The sequence below is a fragment of the Streptomyces sp. NPDC059003 genome, from assembly GCF_042740445.1.
Classification (GTDB): domain Bacteria; phylum Actinomycetota; class Actinomycetes; order Streptomycetales; family Streptomycetaceae; genus Streptomyces.
The window spans coordinates 1-21,614 of record NZ_JBHYJH010000107.1 but is presented as its reverse complement, the minus strand read 5'-3'; the positions used below and the strand labels follow the sequence as shown (position 1 = coordinate 21,614).

Annotated in this window: 16 protein-coding genes; 11 read left to right on the top strand and 5 right to left on the bottom strand. The window is 71.7% G+C overall.

Annotated elements, in window-relative coordinates; all coding sequences use genetic code 11:
• Positions 1 to 74: 74 nt before the first annotated feature.
• The 8 genes from ACFWZ5_RS30270 (at position 75) to ACFWZ5_RS30235 (ending at position 9,549) form a co-directional block, all read left to right on the top strand.
• A complete protein-coding gene (locus ACFWZ5_RS30270) occupies positions 75 to 1,592 on the top strand; it encodes an inositol-3-phosphate synthase (RefSeq protein ID WP_384797814.1) in 1,518 nt (505 codons plus the stop codon).
• The gene (locus tag ACFWZ5_RS30265) at positions 1,589 to 3,067 is read left to right on the top strand and encodes an SCO3242 family prenyltransferase (RefSeq protein ID WP_384797817.1); all 1,479 of its coding nucleotides are present in this window, start codon (positions 1,589 to 1,591) and stop codon (positions 3,065 to 3,067) included. Before ACFWZ5_RS30270 ends, ACFWZ5_RS30265 begins: the two co-directional genes overlap by 4 nt.
• Positions 3,064 to 4,092: a sugar phosphate isomerase/epimerase family protein gene (locus tag ACFWZ5_RS30260; protein ID WP_384797820.1), complete on the top strand. Its 1,029-nt coding sequence runs from the start codon at positions 3,064 to 3,066 to the stop codon at positions 4,090 to 4,092. Before ACFWZ5_RS30265 ends, ACFWZ5_RS30260 begins: the two co-directional genes overlap by 4 nt.
• The gene (locus ACFWZ5_RS30255; protein ID WP_384797823.1) at positions 4,089 to 4,820 is read left to right on the top strand and encodes an EboA domain-containing protein; all 732 of its coding nucleotides are present in this window, start codon (positions 4,089 to 4,091) and stop codon (positions 4,818 to 4,820) included. The genes ACFWZ5_RS30260 and ACFWZ5_RS30255 overlap by 4 nt, the downstream gene beginning before the upstream one ends.
• Positions 4,820 to 5,668, top strand: coding sequence for a TatD family hydrolase (locus ACFWZ5_RS30250; RefSeq protein WP_384797826.1), 849 nt, complete (start codon positions 4,820 to 4,822; stop codon positions 5,666 to 5,668). Before ACFWZ5_RS30255 ends, ACFWZ5_RS30250 begins: the two co-directional genes overlap by 1 nt.
• Before the next feature lie 3 nt (positions 5,669 to 5,671).
• Positions 5,672 to 6,880: a metabolite traffic protein EboE gene (gene eboE / locus ACFWZ5_RS30245; RefSeq protein WP_384797829.1), complete on the top strand. Its 1,209-nt coding sequence runs from the start codon at positions 5,672 to 5,674 to the stop codon at positions 6,878 to 6,880.
• Entirely contained in the window at positions 6,877 to 8,271 is a 1,395-nt protein-coding gene (locus ACFWZ5_RS30240; RefSeq protein WP_384797832.1) for an alkaline phosphatase family protein, read from the top strand. The genes eboE and ACFWZ5_RS30240 overlap by 4 nt, the downstream gene beginning before the upstream one ends.
• A 210-nt stretch (positions 8,272 to 8,481) precedes the next feature.
• A complete protein-coding gene (locus tag ACFWZ5_RS30235) occupies positions 8,482 to 9,549 on the top strand; it encodes a sugar phosphate isomerase/epimerase family protein (protein ID WP_384797835.1) in 1,068 nt (355 codons plus the stop codon).
• 133 nt (positions 9,550 to 9,682) lie between these two features.
• On the opposite strand, the gene ACFWZ5_RS30230 is transcribed toward ACFWZ5_RS30235, so the two are convergent.
• The 5 genes from ACFWZ5_RS30230 to ACFWZ5_RS30210 form a co-directional block, all read right to left on the bottom strand.
• Positions 9,683 to 11,071 (bottom strand): OFA family MFS transporter, encoded by a 1,389-nt coding sequence (locus ACFWZ5_RS30230; RefSeq protein ID WP_384797838.1) that lies wholly within the window; start codon positions 11,069 to 11,071, stop codon positions 9,683 to 9,685.
• 1 nt (position 11,072) lies between these two features.
• The gene (locus tag ACFWZ5_RS30225; protein WP_384797841.1) at positions 11,073 to 12,470 is read right to left on the bottom strand and encodes an OFA family MFS transporter; all 1,398 of its coding nucleotides are present in this window, start codon (positions 12,468 to 12,470) and stop codon (positions 11,073 to 11,075) included.
• A gap of 120 nt (positions 12,471 to 12,590) precedes the next feature.
• Complete coding sequence (locus tag ACFWZ5_RS30220) at positions 12,591 to 14,747, bottom strand: acetate--CoA ligase family protein (RefSeq protein ID WP_384797844.1); 2,157 nt, start codon at positions 14,745 to 14,747, stop codon at positions 12,591 to 12,593.
• Positions 14,748 to 16,019: a formyl-CoA transferase gene (frc, locus tag ACFWZ5_RS30215; protein ID WP_384797847.1), complete on the bottom strand. Its 1,272-nt coding sequence runs from the start codon at positions 16,017 to 16,019 to the stop codon at positions 14,748 to 14,750.
• Between the two features lie 11 nt (positions 16,020 to 16,030).
• On the bottom strand, positions 16,031 to 17,725 hold the full coding sequence (locus tag ACFWZ5_RS30210; RefSeq protein ID WP_384797850.1) for a thiamine pyrophosphate-binding protein: 1,695 nt from the start codon (positions 17,723 to 17,725) through the stop codon (positions 16,031 to 16,033).
• A 166-nt stretch (positions 17,726 to 17,891) separates the two neighbouring features.
• Between ACFWZ5_RS30210 and sucC the strand changes: the two genes are divergently transcribed.
• The 3 genes from sucC to ACFWZ5_RS30195 are packed head-to-tail and all read left to right on the top strand — an operon-like array spanning position 17,892 to position 21,518.
• Entirely contained in the window at positions 17,892 to 19,031 is a 1,140-nt protein-coding gene (gene sucC, locus ACFWZ5_RS30205; protein ID WP_384891586.1) for an ADP-forming succinate--CoA ligase subunit beta, read from the top strand.
• A gap of 10 nt (positions 19,032 to 19,041) precedes the next feature.
• Entirely contained in the window at positions 19,042 to 19,968 is a 927-nt protein-coding gene (sucD, locus tag ACFWZ5_RS30200) for a succinate--CoA ligase subunit alpha (protein ID WP_384806612.1), read from the top strand.
• A complete protein-coding gene (locus ACFWZ5_RS30195; RefSeq protein WP_384806610.1) occupies positions 19,965 to 21,518 on the top strand; it encodes an aldehyde dehydrogenase family protein in 1,554 nt (517 codons plus the stop codon). The genes sucD and ACFWZ5_RS30195 overlap by 4 nt, the downstream gene beginning before the upstream one ends.
• The last annotated feature ends 96 nt before the right edge of the window (positions 21,519 to 21,614 follow it).

Below are 21,614 nucleotides of genomic sequence, written 5' to 3'. Positions count from 1 at the left end.
CTCCGCCCACCGTCTTCCCTCCCTCGCCCGGCGCGGGGGACGACCGAGCGTTGCGTGAACGACAGGAGGCAGCCGTGTCCAGTACTGCAAGCGCGGGTCCCACAGGCGTGTGGCTGATCGGCGCCCGCGGGTCCGTCGCGACGACGGCCGTCGCGGGCTGCGCGGCGATGACGGCAGGCCTGCACCCGCCCACCGGCATGGTCACCGAAACACCTCCCTTCGCGGACACCGGACTGCCCGCCCTGTCGTCCCTCGTCTTCGGCGGCCACGACACCGTGGCCTGCCCGCTGCCCAAACGCGCCGAACACCTCGCCGCCGGCGGCGTCCTGCCGCACGACCTCCCCACGGCCGTGCACGCCGAACTCACCGCCGCCGACGCCGAGATCCGCACCGGCGGCCCCCTCCCCGGCGACACCCGCACCGACGAGGAACTCATCACCGCGTTCGCCACGGAGATCACCGACTTCATCCACCGCCGCGGACTGGCCCGGGCGGTGGTGCTGAACGTGGCCTCGACCGAACCGGTTTCTGGCGCGGGGGCCTTGGGGGGTTTGGGGGGCACGGGCACGAGGGGTTCGGAGGGCATGAGGGGTTCGGAGGGCACGAGGGGTTTGGGCTGTCCGGCGGGCTCGGGGGCTGGGGGTGCCTTGGAGGGCTCGGGTGTCTCGGGTGCTGAGGGCGTTGTGGGTGTTGTGGGTGCTGTGGGCGTCGCGGGGGCCGAGGGTGTCTCGGGTGTCTCGGGCGTGTCAGGGGCTTCGGGGTCGAGGGCTTCGGGGGTCTCGGGGGTCTCGGGGGTCTCCGAGGCTTCGGGTGCGCTGAGTGCTTCTGGTGCCTTGGGTGCGCCGGGTGCGCCGGGTGCGCCGGGTGCGCCGGGTGCGCTGGGGGTGCCGGGTGCGCCGGGCGCCCCGGCTTCGCGCGAGGGCGATCGGCTTCCGCCCAGCTCCCTGTACGCCGCGGCCGCGCTGCGCGCGGGCTGTCCGTACGTCAACTTCACCCCCTCAACAGGCCTGCACCACCCCACCCTCGCTCCCCTCGCCGCCTTGTCCGGACTCCCCTACGCGGGCCGCGACGGCAAGACCGGCCAGACCCTCCTCCGTTCCGTACTCGGCCCGATGTTCGCCCAGCGGGCTCTCGCCGTCCGTGCCTGGTCCGGCACCAACCTCCTCGGCGGCGGTGACGGCGCCGCCCTCGCCGACCCCGCCGCGGCCGCCGCCAAGAACGCCGGCAAGGAACGCGTCCTCGCCGACACCCTCGGCACGACCCCCCAGGGCGAGGTCCACATCGACGACGTCCCCGCACTCGGCGACTGGAAGACGGCCTGGGACCACATCGCCTTCGACGGCTTCCTCGGCACCCGCATGACCCTCCAGACCACCTGGCAGGGCTGCGACTCGGCGCTCGCGGCCCCGCTGGTCCTGGACCTGGCCCGCCTCCTCGCCCGCGCCCACGAACGCGGCCTCACCGGCCCCCTCCCTCAACTCGCCTTCTATTTCAAGGACCCCGACCCCGGCGCCACCTCTGCCCTCGCGGAGCAGTACGCGGCCCTGGTTGGGTTCGGGACGCGGCTGCGGGGCGGGGTGAGCGGGGCGTGAGCGGCGTGCGTACGGGTCGGGTCGGAGCGGTGCGGGCGGGCCGGTGGGGGCGGTGGGGCTGGCCACGACTGGTCGGGCCGAGGGGCGAGGGCGACGCGAAGCCGACCCGCGGCCGCCGGGCCGACGCCCCCGACTCCAGTTCCGGACCCAGCACCGGCCCCACTTCTTCCTCCGCTGCCAATACCGCCCCCGCCTTCGCCCCCGCCTTCGCCCCCGCCTTCGCCCCCGGCTCCGCTCCCGGCCCCGACCCCGCCGACCGGGGCCGCGCCGGGGGCCCTGCCCGAGTCCGCGCCTGGGCCGAACTCCTGCGCGTTCCCGCCCTGTTCACCGTCCCCGGCGACGCCCTGGCCGGTGCCGCCGCGACCGGCCTGCGCTCCGGGCGCGGAACCCTCCTCGCCCTCACCTCCTCTCTCTGCCTGTACGAAGCCGGCATGGCCCTCAACGACTGGGCCGACCGCGCCGAGGACGCCGTGGACCGCCCCCACCGCCCCATCCCGTCCGGCCGCATCAGCCCCACGGCCGCCTTCACCGCCGCGGCCGCCCTCACCGCGACGGGCCTGGCGCTCGCCTCCCGCGCGGGCCGCCCCGCCCTGACCGTGGCCACCGCCCTCGCGGGCACGGTCTGGGCCTACGACCTCGGCCTGAAACACACCCGCCTGGGCCCGTCGACGATGGCCATAGCCAGAGGCCTCGACCTGCTGCTCGGCGCTACGGCGACGGTGACGGGACAGCCCACTGGAACGGCCACCGGGAAGGTCGTCGGTAAGGCTTCCGGGAAGGCTTCCGGGAAGGCCGCGGGGAGGGCTGGGAAGGCCGCAGGGGGAGCGGCAGCGTCAACGGTGGGCGGCGACCGCATCGCCCCGACGCCCCGTTCCCACCCCGGGCGACTCAGCCCCGCTCTACCTGCAGCCGCGACCCTTGCCGTGCACACCCTCGCCGTCACCTCGGTCTCCCGTCACGAGACCCAGGGTGGATCCACCGTCGCCCCACTGGGCGCCCTGGCCACCACACTCGCCCTCACCCACGCGATGTCGCGCCCCGTTCCCCGCCCGGCACCGGACGGACGCCTCGGCGGCAGCCCTCGCCCGGCACCGGACGGACCTCTCCCGCCACCTCCTCTCCCGGCAGGCCGACGGTCGGCAGCCAGCCTCGGCCTGCCGGGCACCATCCGCCGCACCGGCATCCACCCGGCCGCAACCCCTGCCGTCCACCCGGCCGCACCCCACACCACCCGCGACCTGGCCCGCACGGCCCTCGCCCTGACCTATGCCGCCACCGCCGGCCGGACCTATCTCCACGCCGCCCTCAACCCCTCACCTCCCTTGACCCAGCGCGCCGTCGGAGGGGGCATCCGCGCGCTGATCCCTCTCCAGGCCGCACTCGCCGCCCGGTCCGGCGCCTTCGGTACCGCCTTGCTGATGGCGGCCCTCGCCCCGGCGGCCCGCCGCTTCGCCAGGAAGGTGAGCATCACGTGAGCGCACTCCCTCCGCCGGGCACTCCGACAGCCCCAGGCGCGCCCCGCTCCCAAGGCGCCCTCACCCCCCTCCACTTCGGCTACGGCACGAACGGCCTCACCGACCTCCGTCTCGACGACGCCCTCGGCCTCCTCGCCGACCTCGGCTACTCCGGCGTCGGTCTCACCCTCGACCACATGCACCTGGACCCGCTCGCCCCCGATCTGGCCGCCCGCACCCGCCATGTGGCCCGCCGCCTGGACCAGCTCGGCCTGACGGTCACCGTCGAGACGGGCGCCCGCTATGTACTCGACCCGCGCCGCAAGCACGGCCCCTCTCTGCTCGACCCCGACCCGGACCGCCGCGCCGACCGCGTCCGCCTCCTCGTCCGCGCCGTCCAGGTCGCCGCGGACCTCGGCGCCCATGCCGTCCACTGCTTCAGCGGCATCACCCCCGACGACACCCCCGAGGCCACTGCCTGGCAGCGCCTCACCGACGCGCTCGTTCCCGTCCTCGACGCCGCCTCCGGCGCCCACGTGCCCCTCGCCGTCGAACCCGAACCCGGTCACCTCCTCGCCACCCTCGCCGACTTCCACCACCTCCGCCACGTTCTCGGCGACCCCGAACTCCTGGGCCTGACCCTCGACATCGGCCACTGCCAGTGCCTCGAACCCGACTCACCCGCCGACTGCGTCCGTGCCGCCGCTCCCTGGCTACGGCATGTCCAGATCGAGGACATGCGCCGCGGCGTCCACGAACACCTGCCGTTCGGCGACGGTGAGATCGACTTCCCGCCCGTGCTCCGCGCTCTCGCCGACACCGGCTACCAGGGCCTGACCGTCGTCGAACTGCCCCGGCACTCCCACGCGGGTCCCCAACTCGCGGCCGAGTCCGTGGACTTCCTCCACCGCGCCGCCGCCCTCGCGCACACCCCCGTGCCCCCGCCCGGCGATCCCACCTCCGTCCGCCTCACCTCCGGCCTGTCCACCACCCCGCCGACGGTCCGCGAGGCCTCATCCGCCTCATCCCAAGGAGGAACGTCGTGACCGACACCCCTGACGTCGCCGACCTCCACTCCCGCCTCGACACCACCCTCGGCGGCGCCGCCCGGGCCTGGCTCGACCAAGCCACGGCCGAAGCTGCCGCCGCCTCCGCAACGTCCGCCGAGCCCGCACCAGCGGTCCGGTCCGCCACCCCGGCCTGGGAGCTGCGTTTCGCCGAAGCGGGCCGCCGCTGCGGTCCCGAGCACGCCGACGCCGCCCGCCTGCTCCTCCTGCACGCCGCCCGCGCCGACACGGCCACCCTCACCCGGCTCTACGAACAGGGCACCGCGGCCGAACGCCGCGCGGTCCTGCGTGCCCTGGCCCTCCTGGTGCCAGGACCGACCGCGCTGCCGCTGGTCGAGGACGCCCTGCGCACCAATGACACCCGGCTCGTCGCCGCCGCGCTCGGCCCCTACGGCGCCGCGCACCTCCCTCCGCACGAGTGGCGGCACGCCGTCCTCAAGTGCCTGTTCACCGGCGTCCCCGTGGAGGCAGTCGCCGACCTGGAGCGCCGTGCCCTCGGCGACGCCGAGCTGGCCCGGATGCTCACCGACTACGCCGATGAACGCACCGCCGCAGGTCGCGCCGTTCCCGGCGATCTGCACCGCGTCCTCGCCCTGGCCGTCCCACCGGAGCCCCCGGACCGCCGAGCCCCGGCGTCCGCCGTCGCCGTCGTGACCGCCCCTACGACGTCCACCGGCGAGGACGACCACGAGGAGCAGGAGTCCTGATGCGCATCTTCGATCCCCACATCCACATGACCTCCCGCACCACCGACGACTACGAGGCGATGCACGCCGCGGGTGTGCGCGCCGTCGTCGAGCCCGCCTTCTGGCTGGGACAGCCCCGCACCTCGCCCGCGTCGTTCGTGGATTACTTCGACGCGCTCCTGGGCTGGGAACCCTTCCGCGCCGCCCAGTACGGCATCGCGCATCACTGCACGATCGCGCTCAACCCCAAGGAGGCGAACGACCCGCGCTGCACGCCCGTCCTCGACCTGCTGCCCCGGTATCTCGTCAAGGACAACGTCGTCGCCGTCGGCGAGGTCGGCTACGACTCCATGACACCGGCGGAGGATGCGGCGCTCGCCGCCCAGCTGGAGCTCGCCGCCGACCACGAGCTGCCCGCGCTCGTGCACACCCCGCACCGCGACAAGCTCACCGGCCTGCGCCGCACCCTGGACGTCGTCCAGGAGTCCGCCCTGGCGGTGGACCACGTCCTGATCGACCACCTCAACGAGACCACTGTGAAGGAGGCCAAGGACGCGGGCTGCTGGCTCGGCTTCTCCGTGTATCCCGACACCAAGATGGACGAGGACCGGATGGTCGCGGTCCTGCGGACCTACGGGCCGGAGAAGGTCCTGGTCAACTCGGCCGCCGACTGGGGCAAGAGCGATCCGCTCAAGACCCGCAAGGTCGGCGAGGCGATGCTGGCGGCCGGGTTCGACGAGGACGACGTCGACCGGGTCCTGTGGCGCAACCCCGTGGCCTTCTACGGGCTCAGCGGCCGCCTCGCCCTCGACGTCACCGACACGGCCGCCACGCACGAGGGCAACTCCATCCTGCGCGGCGGTGCGTGAGCCATGCGCTTCCGCCACCCCGACGGGTCGACCGTCCACCTCGCCTACTGCACGAACGTCCACCCGGCCGAGACCCTCGACGGTGTGCTCGCCCAGCTCCGCGACCACTGCGAACCCGTCCGCAGACGGCTCGGCCGTGACCGGCTCGGCATCGGCCTGTGGCTCGCCAAGGACGCCGCGCACGCCCTGGTCACCGACCCCGCCGCACTGCGGGGCCTGCGCACCGAACTCGACCGGCGCGGACTCGAGGTCGTCACCCTCAACGGCTTTCCGTATGAGGGATTCGGCTCCGCGGAGGTCAAGTACCGCGTCTACAAGCCGGACTGGGCCGACCCCGAACGCCTCACCCACACCTCCGCCCTGGCCCGGGTCCTCGCCCAGCTGCTGCCCGACGACGTCACCGAGGGCACCATCTCCACCCTTCCCCTCGCCTGGCGCACCGCCTTCGACGCCGACCGCGCCGCAGCGGCCCACAACGCCCTGACCACCCTCGGCCGACGCCTCGACGCGCTCGCCGAACTCACCGGGAAGAGCCTGCGCGTCGGCCTCGAACCCGAACCAGGCTGCACGGTGGAGACCACCGCGGACGCCATCGCACCCCTCACCGCGGTCGGCCACGACCGCATCGGCATCTGCGTCGACACCTGTCACCTCGCCACCTCCTTCGAAGACCCGCACACCGCCCTGGACGCGCTCGCGACAGCCGGCATCCCCGTCGTCAAGTCCCAGCTGTCCGCCGCCCTCCATGCCGAACACCCCCACCTCCCCGAAGTCCGCGCGGCGCTCGCCGCCTTCGCCGAGCCCCGCTTTCTGCACCAGACCCGCACCCTGTCCCAGGACCCCGGCGGCACCCGGACAGGGGGGACCCTCGTCGCCACCGCCCTGCGCGGCATCGACGACCTCGGCGAGGCCCTCGCCCCCGACGCCCTGCCGGACACGGCGCCCTGGCGCTCCCACTTCCATGTGCCGCTGCACGCGGCGCCCGTCCCCCCGCTCACCTCCACGCTCCCCGTCCTCAAGGACACGCTCGCCCGGCTCGTCGGCGGACCGCACCCCCGCACCCGCCACCTCGAAGTCGAGACCTACACCTGGCAGGCCCTCCCACCCGAGCTGCGCCCGCGCGCCCGCCCCCAGCTCGCCGACGGCATCGCCGCCGAACTCACCCTCACCCGTGACCTGTTGACGGATCTCGGTCTGAAGGAACTGCCATGACACCTCCCGCTCCCGGACAGCCCACCCCGTTGCTCGTCCTCGACGTCGTCGGCCTCACCTCCCAACTGCTCGCCCATATGCCGCGCTTGACCGCCCTGGCCACGTCGGGCTCCCAGGCCCCTCTGGACACGGTGTTGCCCGCGGTCACCTGCGCCGCCCAGTCGACCTTCCTCACTGGCACCACCCCGGCCGAGCACGGCATCGTCGGCAACGGCTGGTACTTCCGCGAGCTCGGCGACGTCCTGCTGTGGCGCCAGCACAACGGCCTGGTGGCGGGCGACAAACTCTGGGACGCCGCCCGCCGCGCGCACCCCGGCTACAGCGTCGCCAACATCTGCTGGTGGTACGCCATGGGCGCCGACACCGACATCACCGTCACCCCCCGCCCCGTCTACTACGCCGACGGCCGCAAGGAACCCGACTGCTACACCCGCCCGGCGGCCCTGCACGACGAACTCACCGATAAATTCGGCACCTTTCCCCTGTTCCACTTCTGGGGCCCCGGCGCGGACATCGTCTCCAGCCGGTGGATCGTCGACGCCACGCGGCACATCATCGCCACCCGCCACCCCGACCTGGCCCTGTGCTACCTCCCTCACCTCGACTACGACCTGCAGCGCTACGGCCCCGACGACCCGCGCTCCCATCGAGCCGCCGCCGACCTGGACCGGGTCCTCGCCCCGCTCCTGGCCGACGCCGAGGCGGAAGGCCGCACCGTCGTCGCCCTGTCCGAGTACGGCATCACCCGTGTCAGCCGTCCCGTCGACATCAACCGCGCCCTGCGCCGCGCCGGACTCCTCGACGTGCACACCCAGGACGGCATGGAGTACCTGGACCCCATGGCCTCGCGCGCATTCGCCGTCGCCGACCACCAGATCGCCCACGTCTACGTGCGCCGCCCCGAGGACATGGACGCCACCCGCGCCGCCCTGCAGGACCTGCCCGGCATCGAGCAGCTCCTGGACGACGAGGGCAAGAAGGCCCACCACCTGGACCATCCCCGCGCGGGCGAGCTCGTCGCCGTGGCGGAGCCGGATGCCTGGTTCACGTACTACTACTGGCTCGACGACGCCCGCGCGCCCGACTTCGCCCAGCTCGTCGAGATCCACCGCAAACCCGGCTACGACCCGGTCGAGCTCTTCATGGACCCCCAGGACCCCTACGTCCGGCTCAAGGCCGCGGGCGCCCTGGCCCGCAAGAAGCTCGGCATGCGCTACCGCATGGCGGTCGTGCCCCTGGATCCGTCACCTATTCGCGGCAGCCATGGCCGCCTTCCCACGAGCGAGGACGAAGGTCCGCTCATCGTGTGCTCCACCCCCCGCGCAGTCACCGGCCGCGTCGCGGCCACCGATGTGAAGTCGCTGCTGCTCGAACTCGCGGGACTGCGATGAGTCCCGCGACGCGGACCGCGGCGCCGTCCGGCCGCCGTGTTCCGCGTGATCTCCACTCAACCAGACCGCACGGGCGAGGCCATCAGGGCTCGTCCCTGATCCAGCCCTGATCCGTTTTTCGAACCCATCCCTGACTCATCCCTGATCCGTCCCTGCCCCACTGCCGGCACGGCCGTGACGACCCCACCGCCCCTTTCCCGGGAGACCCAGATGAGCCGCAATCCCACGCCCGACGACCCCGAACTCGCCCACAGACTCAGCCGGCGCGGCATCCTCGGCGTCGCCGCGGGCGCCACCGCCGCGGCCCTCACCGGCACAGCCGTCACAGCGTCCCCGGCGGCCGCGTCCCCGGCCGCCTCCGACCGTCCTGGCGACAAGGGCCGCGGCCGTCCCGTGCTGCCGCCGGGCCGCCTCGGCGTCCAGCTGTACAGCCTGCGCGACAAGGTCTCCACCCTCGGATTCGCCACGGTCTTCGCCGAGCTGCGCAAGTACGGCTACGACGAGATCGAGTTCGCCGGATACACCCAGGGCTCCGCCGGACCCATCACGCTCGCCCAGCTCAAGCGGCTCGCCCGCGAGCACGGCCTGAACCCGATCGGCAGCCACGTCGGCTACTACGACAACGGCAACCCGAACGCGTACACGTTCGCGCAGAACCTCACCAAGGTGCTCGACGACGCCCAGGCCCTCGGTCTCCAGCACATCGGCACCGCGTCAGGCCCGTTCCGCTACGGGACGACCGTCGACGCGTGGAAGCGCGCCGCCGAGGACTTCAACACGTACGGCGAGGCCGCCCGGGCGCGCGGCATGAAGTTCTACCAGCACAACCACGCCGAGGAGTTCTCGTTCGCCACGGACAAGCCGGGCGTCCGCCTCTACGACGTGCTGCTCGCCGAGACCGACCCCGACCTCGTGTACCTGGAGATGGACATCTACTGGGCGTACGCGGCGAAGTTCCGCTTCAGCAAGCAGGCCGACGGCACACCGCGCCCGTTCGAGCCGCTCGACTACGTCCTCAAGCGGCCGCATCGTTACCCGCTGTTCCACGTGAAGGACGGCATACGCGACGACTCCACGCGCGACGGCTACCGCATGGTGGACGTCGGCGACGGCGACATCGACTACAAGAGGTTCCTGTCCAAGGTGGCATCGCGCACGCACGGAGGCCGCCGTTACCACCACTGGCAGGCCGAGCACGACAGTCCGGTCGAGTCCTTCGCGTTCGCCCGCAAGTCCAGTGCCCATCTGCACGCGCTGCGGGAGCGCTGCGGCGACTGAGGCGGGGCACAGGCAGGAGGCCGGGGGCCAGCACCGGAGGAGGGGCCATCCGCCGCGACGTCCCGGACGCACATGACGTCCACGTCGGCGGAAGGCCCCCTCCCTCGAACCGGCCGCCCGGAGCCCGGGAGCGCTAAGCCACTGCTCCACGCGCGCGTGGTGCCCCCGGTTGCCGCAGCAGCAAGGACAGACCCGCCGCGACCAGCGACACCACGCCGGCCGTCATGTAGGCGCCCACATAGCCCCAGGAGTCCACGACCATCGCGCCGAGGCCGCCGCCGAAGAGACCGCTGACCAGCTTCGCGCTGTAGACCATGCCGTAGTTGGAGGCGTTGTTGTTCTCTCCGAAGTAGTCGGGCACCAGGGTGGCGAACAGGGGGTAGAACGCGCCGCCCGCGAAGCCCGACAGGAAGGCGAAGACCAGGAACAGCGGCTGGTTGCGGATCTCGCCCGCCCACAGGACACCGAACTGCGCCGCTGCGAGCGCCAGACAGACGTACGTCAGGGTGCGCTGCCGCCCCAGGCGGTCGGAGAGCCAGCCCACCACACCGCGCCCCGTGCCGTTGATCACCGACATGACGCCCATCGAGGACGCCGCGATCAGCGGGCCGAAACCCATCTCCTTGGCGAACGGCACCTGGAAGGAGATCCCGAAGATCGACACCCCGGCGCAGCACAGCATGCACACCCACATCAGCGGCACGACTCCGGTGCGCAGCGCCTCCCCCGGAGTGAACTGCCGCACCGCGGGCGGGTTCTTGGCGAGCGCCACGGCCGTGCGTCCGGCACCGTCGCGCCGCAGCGGATCGACGTCCGAGGGCCACCAGTTCTTCGGCGGGTCCTTGAAGAACAGCCCGGCCACCAGGGTGACGGCCAGGACGTAGAAGCCGACGAGGTCCAGGACGGTGCGGTAGTTGGAGGTGTCGAAGCCGTAGGAGAACAGGAAGATGAAGGGCACCGCTCCGTAGGCGAACCCTCCGTTGACGAAGCCTGTCTTGCCGCCGCGCCGCTCCGGGTACCACTTGCCGACCATGTTCACGCACGTCGAGTAGATCAGCCCCGAGCCGACACCGCCGAGCAGCCCGAAGCCGGCCATCGCCGTTGCCACGTTCGGGGCGTGGCTGAGGCTCACGAAGCCCAGGAGCGACAGGACGGACCCCGTCAGCATCGCGGACCGGCTGGTCAGGATGCCCTTCTCGCGCAGCTTCCCGGCGGGGAAGGACACGCCCGCCTGGAAGAAGATCCAGATGCTCAGCACCCAGAAGGTGTTGGACGACGTCCAGTGGTGCGCCGCGGACAGGGTGTCCTCGGCCGCTCCGTAGGCGTACTCGAAGACGCTGATGGCGATCATGGCCACCCAGGGGAGGACCACCATCGTCCAGCGGGGGCGGCCGAGGATCTCCCGGTCGCTCTCGCCGACGCGGTAGACGCGGCCGCGCGCGTCCGTGACCTCCCGGTACCTGCGGTGTGACGCGTCCGCGCGGCCGGACGCGCCGCGTTCGGCTAAGGGCTCCGCCGTCATGTCAAGCCATCTCCTCGCCTAGGGGGTGCGGGTTGGGTATGACGCGCCGGGCGTGGGGCCTGCCCGGCGACTTCAGGAACAGCGCGAGCACGGCCGAGCCGATGCCGATGCAGCCGGCGATGACGAACGCGCCCTCGTAGTCCCACGCGTCCACGACGACGGCCCCCATGCCGGAGCCGACGAGTCCGGAGATCAGCTTCGAGCTGTAGACCATGCCGTAGTTGGTGGCGTTGTTGTTCTCTCCGAAGTAGTCCGCGGTCATCGCGGCGAACAGGGGGAAGATCGCGCCGCCGCCGAACCCGGAGACCATGGAGCAGAACAGGAAGAACGGCATGCTGCCCATGGACCCCGACACCAGGACGCCGAACTGCGCCGTGCCGAGGACCAGACAGACGATGATGAGCGTGTTGCGCCGCCCGCAGCGGTCGGAGATCCAGCCGATCACGCCGCGGCCCGTGCCGTTGACGATGGCCTTCAGGGACATGGCCGTGGCCACGATGCCGCCGGCGAACCCCATGTCCTTGCCGAACGGCACCTGGAAGGCGATCCCGAAGATATTGATCCCGGCCGTGCACAGCAGACAGAACCACATCATCCAGAGCACGGGAGTACGGGCCGCCTCCCCAGGGGTGTACTGCTTGACCGCGGGCGGGTTCTTCTCCAGAGCACGCCGGATGCGGGGGTCGTCGGACACCTTCAGGGGATCGACGTCCGGCGGCCACCAGCCCTTGGGCGGGTCCTTGAAGAACCATCCGGCGCACGCCACGACCGATGCGCAGACGACGCCCACGAAGATCAGGACGCCCTGGTAGTTACTCAGGTCCATGTACGACGTGAAGAGGAAGACAAAGGGCACGGAGCCATAGGCGAAACCGCCGTTCACCAGACCGGTCTTGCCGCCCTTGCGCTCGGGGTACCACTTGCCGACCATGTTCACGCAGGTCGCGTAGACCAGGCCGGCGCCGATGCCGCTGAACATGCCGAAGCCGATGTACGCGACGGTCACGTGCGGCGCGTACGCGAGTGCGAGATAGCCGATGACCGTGCCGGCCGCGCCGAGGAGCATCGCGTACCGCGCGGGCAGCTTCCCGCTCTCACGCAGCTGCCCGGCCGGGAAGGCGACGGCGGCCTGGAAGAACACCCAGACGCCCATCAGCCAGAAGATGTGTCCGCTGCTCCACAGGTGCGCGTCGTGCAGGGTGTCCTCGGCGGAGGTGAACGCGTACTCCGACGAGCTGATGCCGAGCATGCCCAGCCACGGGAACAGCACCATGGTCCAGCGCGGCCGGCCCATGATGTCCCGGTCGCTCTCACCGATGCGGTACAGGCGGCCGTTGCGGTCCGTCACCTCCCTGTAGGGGACGGATGTCGATGGATCAGTGGTGTCGGTGGTTGTCATCGTGGAGTTGCACCCCTTGCGTTCGAAAGAGCTGGCCAGCGCCCCCTGTCCGGTCCTTCGTGCGCGCGCGGGTTCCGGGGCGGCCGACGCGCACCGTCGGCCGCCCCTGCGCCGGTCACCTCATCGACCACCCCCCAGGTGCCCCGCGGCCCGGGCCCACCGGTACTTCGCGCCGAGCACCGCGACCGGCTTCTCCGTGGTGTACGGGTACGCCACGACGCCCCGACCGAAGAGGTACTGGCAGGCCTCCTCCACCTCGATGTCGCCCGCGAGGGATGCGACGACGGGCTTGTCCACGCCCCGCTCCCGGAACTCCGCGACCACGCGCGCCGTCAGCTCGGCGAAGACCATGGGTGGCGTGACGATGGTGTGCCAGTAGCCGAGGACGAGCGCGTGGATGCGCGGGTCCTCCAGACCGAGCCGGATCGTCGCCTCGTACGTCGACGGCGGCTCGCCCCCGGTGATGTCCACCGGGTTGCCCGCGGCGCCGAACGGAGGGATGAATCTCCGGAAGGCGGCGTCCAGGTCGTCCGGGATCTCCATCAGGCGCAGGCCGTTGTCCGTCACGGCGTCGGACAGGAGCACCCCGGAGCCGCCCGCGCCGGTGATGATGACGACGTTGTCGCCCTTCGGTGTCGGGAGCACGGGCAGCGCCCGCGCGTACTCCAGCATCTCGTTGAGCCCCGGAGCGCGGATCACACCCGCCTGGCGCAGGATGTCGTCGTACACGGCGTCGTCGCCCGCCAGGGCGCCCGTGTGCGAGCCCGCCGCCCTGGCACCGGCGGCGGTACGGCCCGCCTTGAGGACCACGACGGGCTTCTTCGGCACGGTGGCGCGTGCGGCCTCCACGAAGGCCCGCCCGTCCTTGAGGTCCTCCAGGTGCATGGCGATGCACTGGGTGTGGGGGTCCTCGCCGAACCACGTCAGCAGGTCGTCCTCGTCGAGGTCCGACTTGTTGCCGAGCCCCACGATCGCCGAAACACCCGTCTTCGTAGTGCGGGCGAAGCCGAGGATGGCCATGCCGATGCCGCCGGACTGGGAGGTGAGCGCCACGCCGCCCTTGACGTCGTACGGCGTGCAGAACGTGGCACACAGGTCCTGCCACGTCGAGTAGTAGCCGTAGATGTTCGGCCCGAGCAGCCGCACGCCGTGGCGGCGGCCGATGGCCACGATCTCGTCCTGGAGAGCCTGTTCCCCGGTCTCGGCGAACCCGGAGGGGATGAGCACCGCATTGGGGATGCCCTTGCGCCCGACGTCCTCCAGGGCGCGTGCGACGAACTTCGCGGGGATCGCGAAGACCGCCACATCCACCTCACCAGGGACGTCCGTCACACTCTGGTACGCCTTGCGGCCGAGGATGTCATCGGCCTTGGGGTTCACCGGGTGGATCTCACCGGGGAAGCCGCCGTCGATGAGGTTCCGCATCACCGAATTGCCGATCTTCCCCGGCTCGTTGGAGGCACCGATGACGGCGACGGAGCGGGGCTGCATCAGGCGCCGCATCGACGCGAGCATCTCCGCTCGCGTGTAGGTGTGCCGCTCCTGGGGTGCCTCTTCGGAGAGGAGGACACGGACGTCAGCGGCGAGGGCACCCTCCGGGGTTGCGATCACCGGGTTGAGGTCGACCTCCGCGATCTCGGGGAAGTCCGTCACCAGTTGGGACACGCACCGGATCTGCTCCGCGAGCGCCCACCGGTCCACCCCTGGTGTGCCGCGCACCCCGCGCAGCACCTCGGCCGCGCTGATCGAGTCGAGCATCGACACCGCTTCGTCGGCGTCGACCGGCGCAAGGCGGAACGTGACGTCCTTGAGCACCTCCACCAGGACACCGCCGAGCCCGAAGGCGACGACCTTCCCGAACGTCGGGTCGGTCACCGCCCCGACGATCACCTCCCGCGCGGCGGGCCCCGACGGCAGCAGCTCCTGCACCTGTACGCCGTCGACACGCGCGGTGGGCGCGTACGCGCGCGCGTTGTCGACGATCCGGCGGAACGCCTGGCGCACCTCCTCGGGGCCCGCCACACCCACGACGACGCCGCCCGCGTCGGTCTTGTGCAGGATGTCCGGGGAGACGATCTTCATGACGACGGGTCCGTCGAAGCGCGCCGCGCACGCCACGGCCTCGTCGACGTCCCGGGCGAGCTCCTCACCGGGCACGGCGATGCCGTACGCGTCCGCGAGGACCTTGCCCTCCGGCGCCGTCAACGACGTACGCCCGTCGGCGCGCACGGAGTCGAGCAGCGCGCGGACCCGCTCGATACGGTCTTCGGCCGGCAATCAGATCACCCCGTTCGACTTGAGCAGGCGCAGCTCCTCGTCGCCCAGGCCGAGCTCGCCGATGAACACTTCTTCGTTGTGCTCGCCGAGCAGCGGCGAGGTGACCACGTCCACGGGGGAGTCGGACAGCTTCAGGGGCGACCCGACCGTCTTGAAGGTGCCGCGTTCCGGGTGGACGACGTCGACGACCATCTCGTTGGCGGCGAGCGAGGCGTCCTCGATGATCTCCCTGGTGGACAGGATCGGGCCGCACGGGATGTTGTGCGCGTTCAGGCGCTCGAGGACCTCCCACTTGGGCAGGGTCGACGACCACTCCTCGATGAGCTGGAACATCTTGGTGAGCTGGGGGAGCCGTGCCTCGGGCGTCGCCCACTCCGGGTCTTCCGCGAGCTCGGGGCGGCCGATGAGCTCGGTCAGGGGCCGCCAGCCGACGGGCTGCACGATGACGTACACGTAGTCGTTGGGCCCGCCGGGCGCGCACCTGACGGCCCAGCCGGGCTGGCCGCCGCCGGACGCGTTTCCCGACCGGGGAACTTCCGTGCCGAAGTCGTCGTTAGGATATTCAGCAAGCGGGCCGTGGGCCAGGCGCTGCTGATCGCGCAGCTTCACCCGGCAGAGGTTGAGCACAGCATGCTGCATGGCCACGTTGACCCGCTGCCCACGCCCGGTGTTCTCCCGCTGGAACAGCGCCGCGAGAATCCCCGCGACGGCGTGTATGCCGGTGCCCGAGTCCCCGATCTGCGCACCGGTGGCCAGCGGCGGCCCGTCCTCGAAGCCGGTCGTGGACATCGAGCCGCCCATGGCCTGAGCCACGACCTCGTACGCCTTGAAGCTGGTGTACGGACCCTCGCCGAACCCCTTGATGGAGGCATAGACGATACGCGGATTGATCTCCTGGATGCGCTCCCAGGTGAAGCCCATGCGGTCCACGGCGCCCGGGCCGAAGTTCTCGACCAGCACGTCCGAGCGGCGGATCAGCTCGGTGAGGAGTTCCTTGCCGCGCCCGGTCTTGGTGTTGAGGGTGATGCTCCGCTTGTTGCAGTTGAGCATCGTGAAGTACAGCGAGTCCACGTCCGGCAGGTCGCGCAGCTGCTTGCGCGTGATGTCGCCGGTCGGGGCCTCCAGCTTCACCACGTCGGCGCCGAGCCAGGCGAGGAGCTGGGTGGCGGAGGGTCCGGACTGGACGTGCGTCATGTCGAGGACGCGGATTCCTTGGAGCGCCTTGGGCGCCTTGGGCGCCTTGGTTGCCTTGTCGGTCGCCGTGTCAGCCATGGCAGAGCACCTCACTTGTACATGGTCTGGTTCATGGTTCCGGGGGCGTACGCGTCCGGATCGACCCATACGTTGATGAGCGAGGGCTTGCCGGACTCCCGCGCGCGGCGCAGGGCGGGGCCGATGTCGGCGGGGTCGGTGACCTCCTCGCCGTAGCCGCCGAGCATCCGGGCGAACTGGTCGTAGTGGACGTCACCGAGGGTGTTGCCGATCCGTTCGCGCTCGGCGCCGTACTTGGCCCGCTGGCCGTAACGGATCTGGTTCATGGAGGAGTTGTTGCCGACGATGCCGACGAAGGGGAGGTTGTAGCGCACCAGGGTCTCGAAGTCCCAGCCGGTGAGGCTGAAGGCGCCGTCCCCGAAGAGGGCCACCACTTCCTTGTCGGGGCGCGCCTGCTTGGCGGCGAGCACGAAGGGGATGCCGACGCCGAGCGTGCCGAGCGGTCCGGGGTCCATCCAGTGGCCGGGCGACTTGGGCTGGACGACCTGTCCGGAGAAGGTGACGATGTCGCCGCCGTCGCCGATGTAGATCGAGTCCTCGGTGAGGAAGTCGTTGATCTCGCCGACCAGGCGGTACGGATGGATGGGGGAGGCGTCGGACCGCAGGTGGGGGAGGCGCTTCTCGACGGCGGTCTGCTCGGCGGCCCGCAGCTCGTCGAGCCACTCCTTGCGCCGGGACGCGCCGCCGTTGAGCCGCCCGGAGGCCGCCTCGGTGACCGACTTCAGGACGAGACCCGCGTCGCCCACGATGCCGAGGTCGATGTCGCGGTTCTTGCCCACGGTGCGGTAGTCGAGGTCGATCTGGACGACCGTCGCCTCCGGAGAGAGCCGTTTTCCGTACCCCATGCGGAAGTCGAAGGGTGTTCCGACGACGACGATGAGGTCGGCGTTGGAGAAGGCGTACCGCCGGGAGAGCTGGAAGTGGTGCGGGTCGCCGGGCGGCAGGGTGCCGCGGCCCGCGCCGTTCATGTACGCGGGCACGTTGAGGGTGCGGACGAGCTCGATGGCGGCCGCGGTGCCCCGGGTCGTCCACACCTGGCTGCCCAGGAGGATCGCGGGCTTCTCGGCGTGCACCAGGAGGTCGGCGAGCTTCTCGACGGCTTCGGGGTCGCCGGCCGAGCGGGTCGAGGCGCGGTAGTGCCCCGCGCGCGGGACGCGTGCCTGCTCCCGTGGCACCTTCGCGTCGAGCACGTCGCGCGGTATCTCCAGGAAGGACGGCCCCGGGGCGCCGTGGTAGCACTCGCGGAAGGCCATGGACACCATGTCGGCGGCGCGCGCCGTGTCCGGCACGGTCGCGGCGAATTTGGTGATGGGCGTCATCATGTCGACGTGCGGCAGGTCCTGCAGTGAGCCCATCTTGTGCTGGGTATGGGCCCCTTGGCCGCCGATCAGGAGCATCGGGGACTCCGCGCGGAAGGCGTTGGCGACGCCCGTGACGGCGTCGGTGGTGCCAGGGCCGGCCGTCACCACCGCGCAGCCCGGTGTGCCGGTGATCCGCGCGTACCCGTCGGCCGCGTGCGCGGCGACCTGTTCGTGGCGTACGTCGACGACGTTGATGCCCTCGTCGACGCAGCCGTCGTAGATGTCGATGATGTGGCCGCCGCAGAGGGTGTAGATGACCTCCACACCCTCCGCCTTGAGTGCTTTGGCGACCAGGTGTCCACCGGAGATGTGGGTGTGGCTGGTGTCGCTGCCGTCGTCGGCCATGGCGAAGTCCTGTCCCTTCGTAGGGGAGTTGGAGGGCGCTCGCTGCGATCGTGGCGCCCTCGCAGTACATTGCATACAGTCGACGAATACTGTATGAAGCCTGTTATCCCGCATCCGGTGAGTGGTGTCCAGGGGGCGTGTGGCACTTTTCAGACAGGAGCCGGACATGGACCTGTACGAGCACCAGGCAAGGGAACTCTTCGAGGAGTACGGCATCTTGGTGCCACGCGCCGAGGTCGCCGACACAGCCAAGGAGGCACGCGCGTGCGCCGAGCGCCTTGGCGGCCGCGTCGTCGTCAAGGCGCAGGTGAAGACCGGGGGCAGGGGCAAGGCGGGCGGCGTGAAACTCGCCGCCGACCCGGCCGCCGCCGAGCTGACGGCACGCCAGATGCTCGGCATGGACATCAAGGGCCACACCGTCCGTACGGTGATGTTGGCCGAACCCATCTCTACGGAGAGCGAGTTCTACGTCTCGTACGCACTGGACCGCTCGGCGGGCCGCTTCCTCGCGATCGCCTCCGCCGAGGGCGGCATGGACATCGAAGAGGTGGCCGCCACCCGCCCCGAAGCGGTCGTACGCGTCCCCGTGGATCCCGCCGTGGGCGTCACCCGGGCGAAGGCCGCCGAGATCGCCGCGGCCGCCCGGCTGCCCGAGGAAGCCGCCGCCACCCTGGCGGGACTGTGGCAGGTCCTCAGCCGCGAGGACGCACTGCTCGTCGAGGTCAACCCGCTCGTGCGGACCACGAGCGGAGACATCCTCGCACTTGACGGAAAAGTGACCCTCGACGACAACGCCCGCTTCCGGCAGGCACGGTGGCGCGCGCAGGAGACGGCGTACGAGGACCCGCTGGAAGCTGCCGCGGCCGTCAAGGGGCTCCACTACGTCAAGCTGGACGGACAGGTCGGCATCATCGGCAACGGCGCGGGCCTCGTCATGTCGACCCTGGACGTCGTCGCGGGCTGCGGCGCAAGGCCCGCCAACTTCCTCGACATCGGCGGCGGCGCCTCCGCCCAGGTCATGGCCGACGGCCTCGCGGTCGTCCTCGCCGACCCGTCCGTCACCTCCGTGCTCGTGAACGTCTTCGGCGGCATCACCGCCTGCGACGCGGTCGCCGACGGCATCATCGCGGCCCTGGAGGCCGTACGCCTGACCAAACCGCTCGTCGTCCGGCTCGACGGCAACAGTGCCGCGCGCGGGCGCGCCCTGCTCGACGCGCGCGCCCACCCGCTCGTCGAGCAGGCCACGACCATGGACGGCGCCGCGCGCCGCGCCGCCGAACTCGCCCACGCAGCACCCGCCGCCTGAGGAGCCGGACATGGCGATCCATCTGACCAAGGAGAGCAAGGTCCTCGTCCAGGGCATGACCGGCGCCGAGGGCATGAAGCACACCCGCCGCATGCTCGCGGCCGGCACGGACGTCGTCGCCGGCGTCACGCCCCGCAAGGCGGGCCGCACGGTGGACTTCGACGACCGCGCCGTCCCCGTCTTCGGCTCCGTGCGCGACGCGCGCGATGCGACCGGGGCGGACGTCAGCGTCCTCTTCGTGCCGCCCGCCTTCAGCAAGGCGGCCGTCATGGAGGCCGCCGACGCGGGCATCGCCCTCGCCGTCGTCATCACCGAAGGCATCCCCGTGCACGACTCCGTCGCCTTCCACACGTACGCACGTCAGCGCGGCACCCGCGTCATCGGCCCCAACTGCCCCGGCCTGATCACCCCGGGGCAGTCCAACGCCGGCATCATCCCCGCCGACATCACCAAGCCGGGCCGCATCGGCCTGGTCTCCAAGTCCGGCACCCTCACGTACCAACTGATGTACGAGCTCCGTGACATCGGCTTCTCCACCTGTGTCGGCATCGGCGGCGACCCCGTCATCGGCACCACCCACATCGACTGCCTCGCCGCCTTCGAAGCCGACCCCGACACCGAACTCGTCGTGCTCATCGGTGAGATCGGCGGCGACGCGGAGGAACGCGCGGCGGCCTACGTCCAGGAGCACATGACCAAACCCGTCGTCGCCTACGTCGCCGGGTTCACCGCCCCCGAGGGCAGGACCATGGGCCACGCCGGGGCCATCGTGTCCGGCTCGTCCGGCGCCGCGCGGGCCAAGCAGCACGCCCTGGAGACGGCCGGCGTACGGGTGGGCGCGACGCCGAGCGGGACCGCGCGGCTCGTACGTGACCGGATCGGACGGGACCCCGCGGTGGACGCGCGGCCTGAGACGACGGAGGGGGTGACCCCATGACATCCACCGGCCTCAACACCCGCGTCCTCAAAGCCGGAACGGCCTGGTCCGATGCCTGGCGGCGCTGCCTCGCCGCCGCGCCCGAGGCCTTCCGCGACGACCGCGTCCTGAACCTGTGGGACGGCCGCTGGCAGGCCGACGGCCGCCCCCTGCCCGCCACCAGCCCCGTCGACGCGAGCCCCATCGCGGGCCCGCCGCGACTGGACGACGCCGGCGCACGGCGGGCCGTGCGCGCCGCGCTCGACCAGCACCGTGCCTGGCGCCACCTCCCCCTGCCGGAGCGGCGGGCCCGCGTCGCCGCGGCCCTCGACGCCCTCGGCACGCACCGGGACCTGCTCGCCCTGCTGCTCGTCTGGGAGATCGGCAAGCCCTGGCGGCTCGCACTGGCCGACGTGGACCGGGCCGTCGACGGCGTGCGCTGGTACGTCGACGGCATCGACGCGATGGCCGTCGGCAGGTCACCGCTGGACGGTCCGGTATCGAACATCGCGAGCTGGAACTATCCGATGAGCGTGCTCGTTCACGGAATGCTGGTACAGGCACTTGCGGGAAACGCGGTCATCGCCAAGACCCCGACCGACGGCGGCGTCACCTGTCTCACCCTGGCCAGTGCGCTCATCGCTCGCGAAGGCATTCCCGTCACCCTCGTCAGCGGCAGCGGCGGCGAGCTGTCCGAAGCGCTCGTGCGTGCACCGGAGATCGGCTGCGTCTCCTTCGTCGGCGGCCGGGACACCGGCGCCGCCGTCGCCACGGCCGTCGCCGACCTCGGCAAGCGACACATCCTCGAACAGGAAGGACTCAACACCTGGGGCATCTGGAACTACAGCGACTGGGACGCGCTCGGCGCGCTCGTCCCCAAGCTCTTCGACTACGGCAAGCAGCGCTGCACGGCCTACCCGCGCTTCGTCGTCCAGCGCGAGCTGTTCGACGCGTTCCTCGCCGCGTACCTGCCCGCGGTACGCACCGTGCGTGTCGGCCACCCGCTCGCCGTCGAGCACCCCGAAGACCCGTTCCCGCAGCTGGACTTCGGACCGCTCATCAACGCGGCCAAGGCCAAGGAGCTCACCGACCAGGTCGCGGAGGCCGTCGACCGCGGCGCCGTCCCCCTCCACCGGGGCGCGCCCGACAGCGACCGCTTCCTGCCCGGGCAGGACACCTCCGCGTACATGTACCCAGTCACGCTCCTCGCGCCGCCGCCGTCCTCACCGCTGCACCACGCGGAGCCGTTCGGCCCGGTCGACACCATCGTCCTGGTCGACACGGAGGCCGAGCTGCTCGCCGCCATGAACGCGTCGAACGGCGCCCTGGTCGCCACCCTGTCCACCGACGACCCGGACACGTACGACCGGCTGGCGCCGCAGATCCGCGCCTTCAAGGTGGGACGCGGCACGCCCCGTTCCCGCGGGGACCGCGAGGAGCTGTTCGGCGGGTTCGGCGCGTCCTGGCGCGGCGCGTTCGTCGGCGGTGAGCTCCTCGTACGGGCTGTGACCCAGGGGGCGGCGGGGGAGCGGCCGCCGGGGAACTTTCCCGGCTATCACCTGATGGCGTGAGCGCGGGGGATCGCGTGGTGGCGTGAGCGGGGTGGGGCGGGGCCGGGCGGGGCGGGGCGGGGGCGCGGGGGCGGGGGGCGGGGCGCCGGGGGGCGC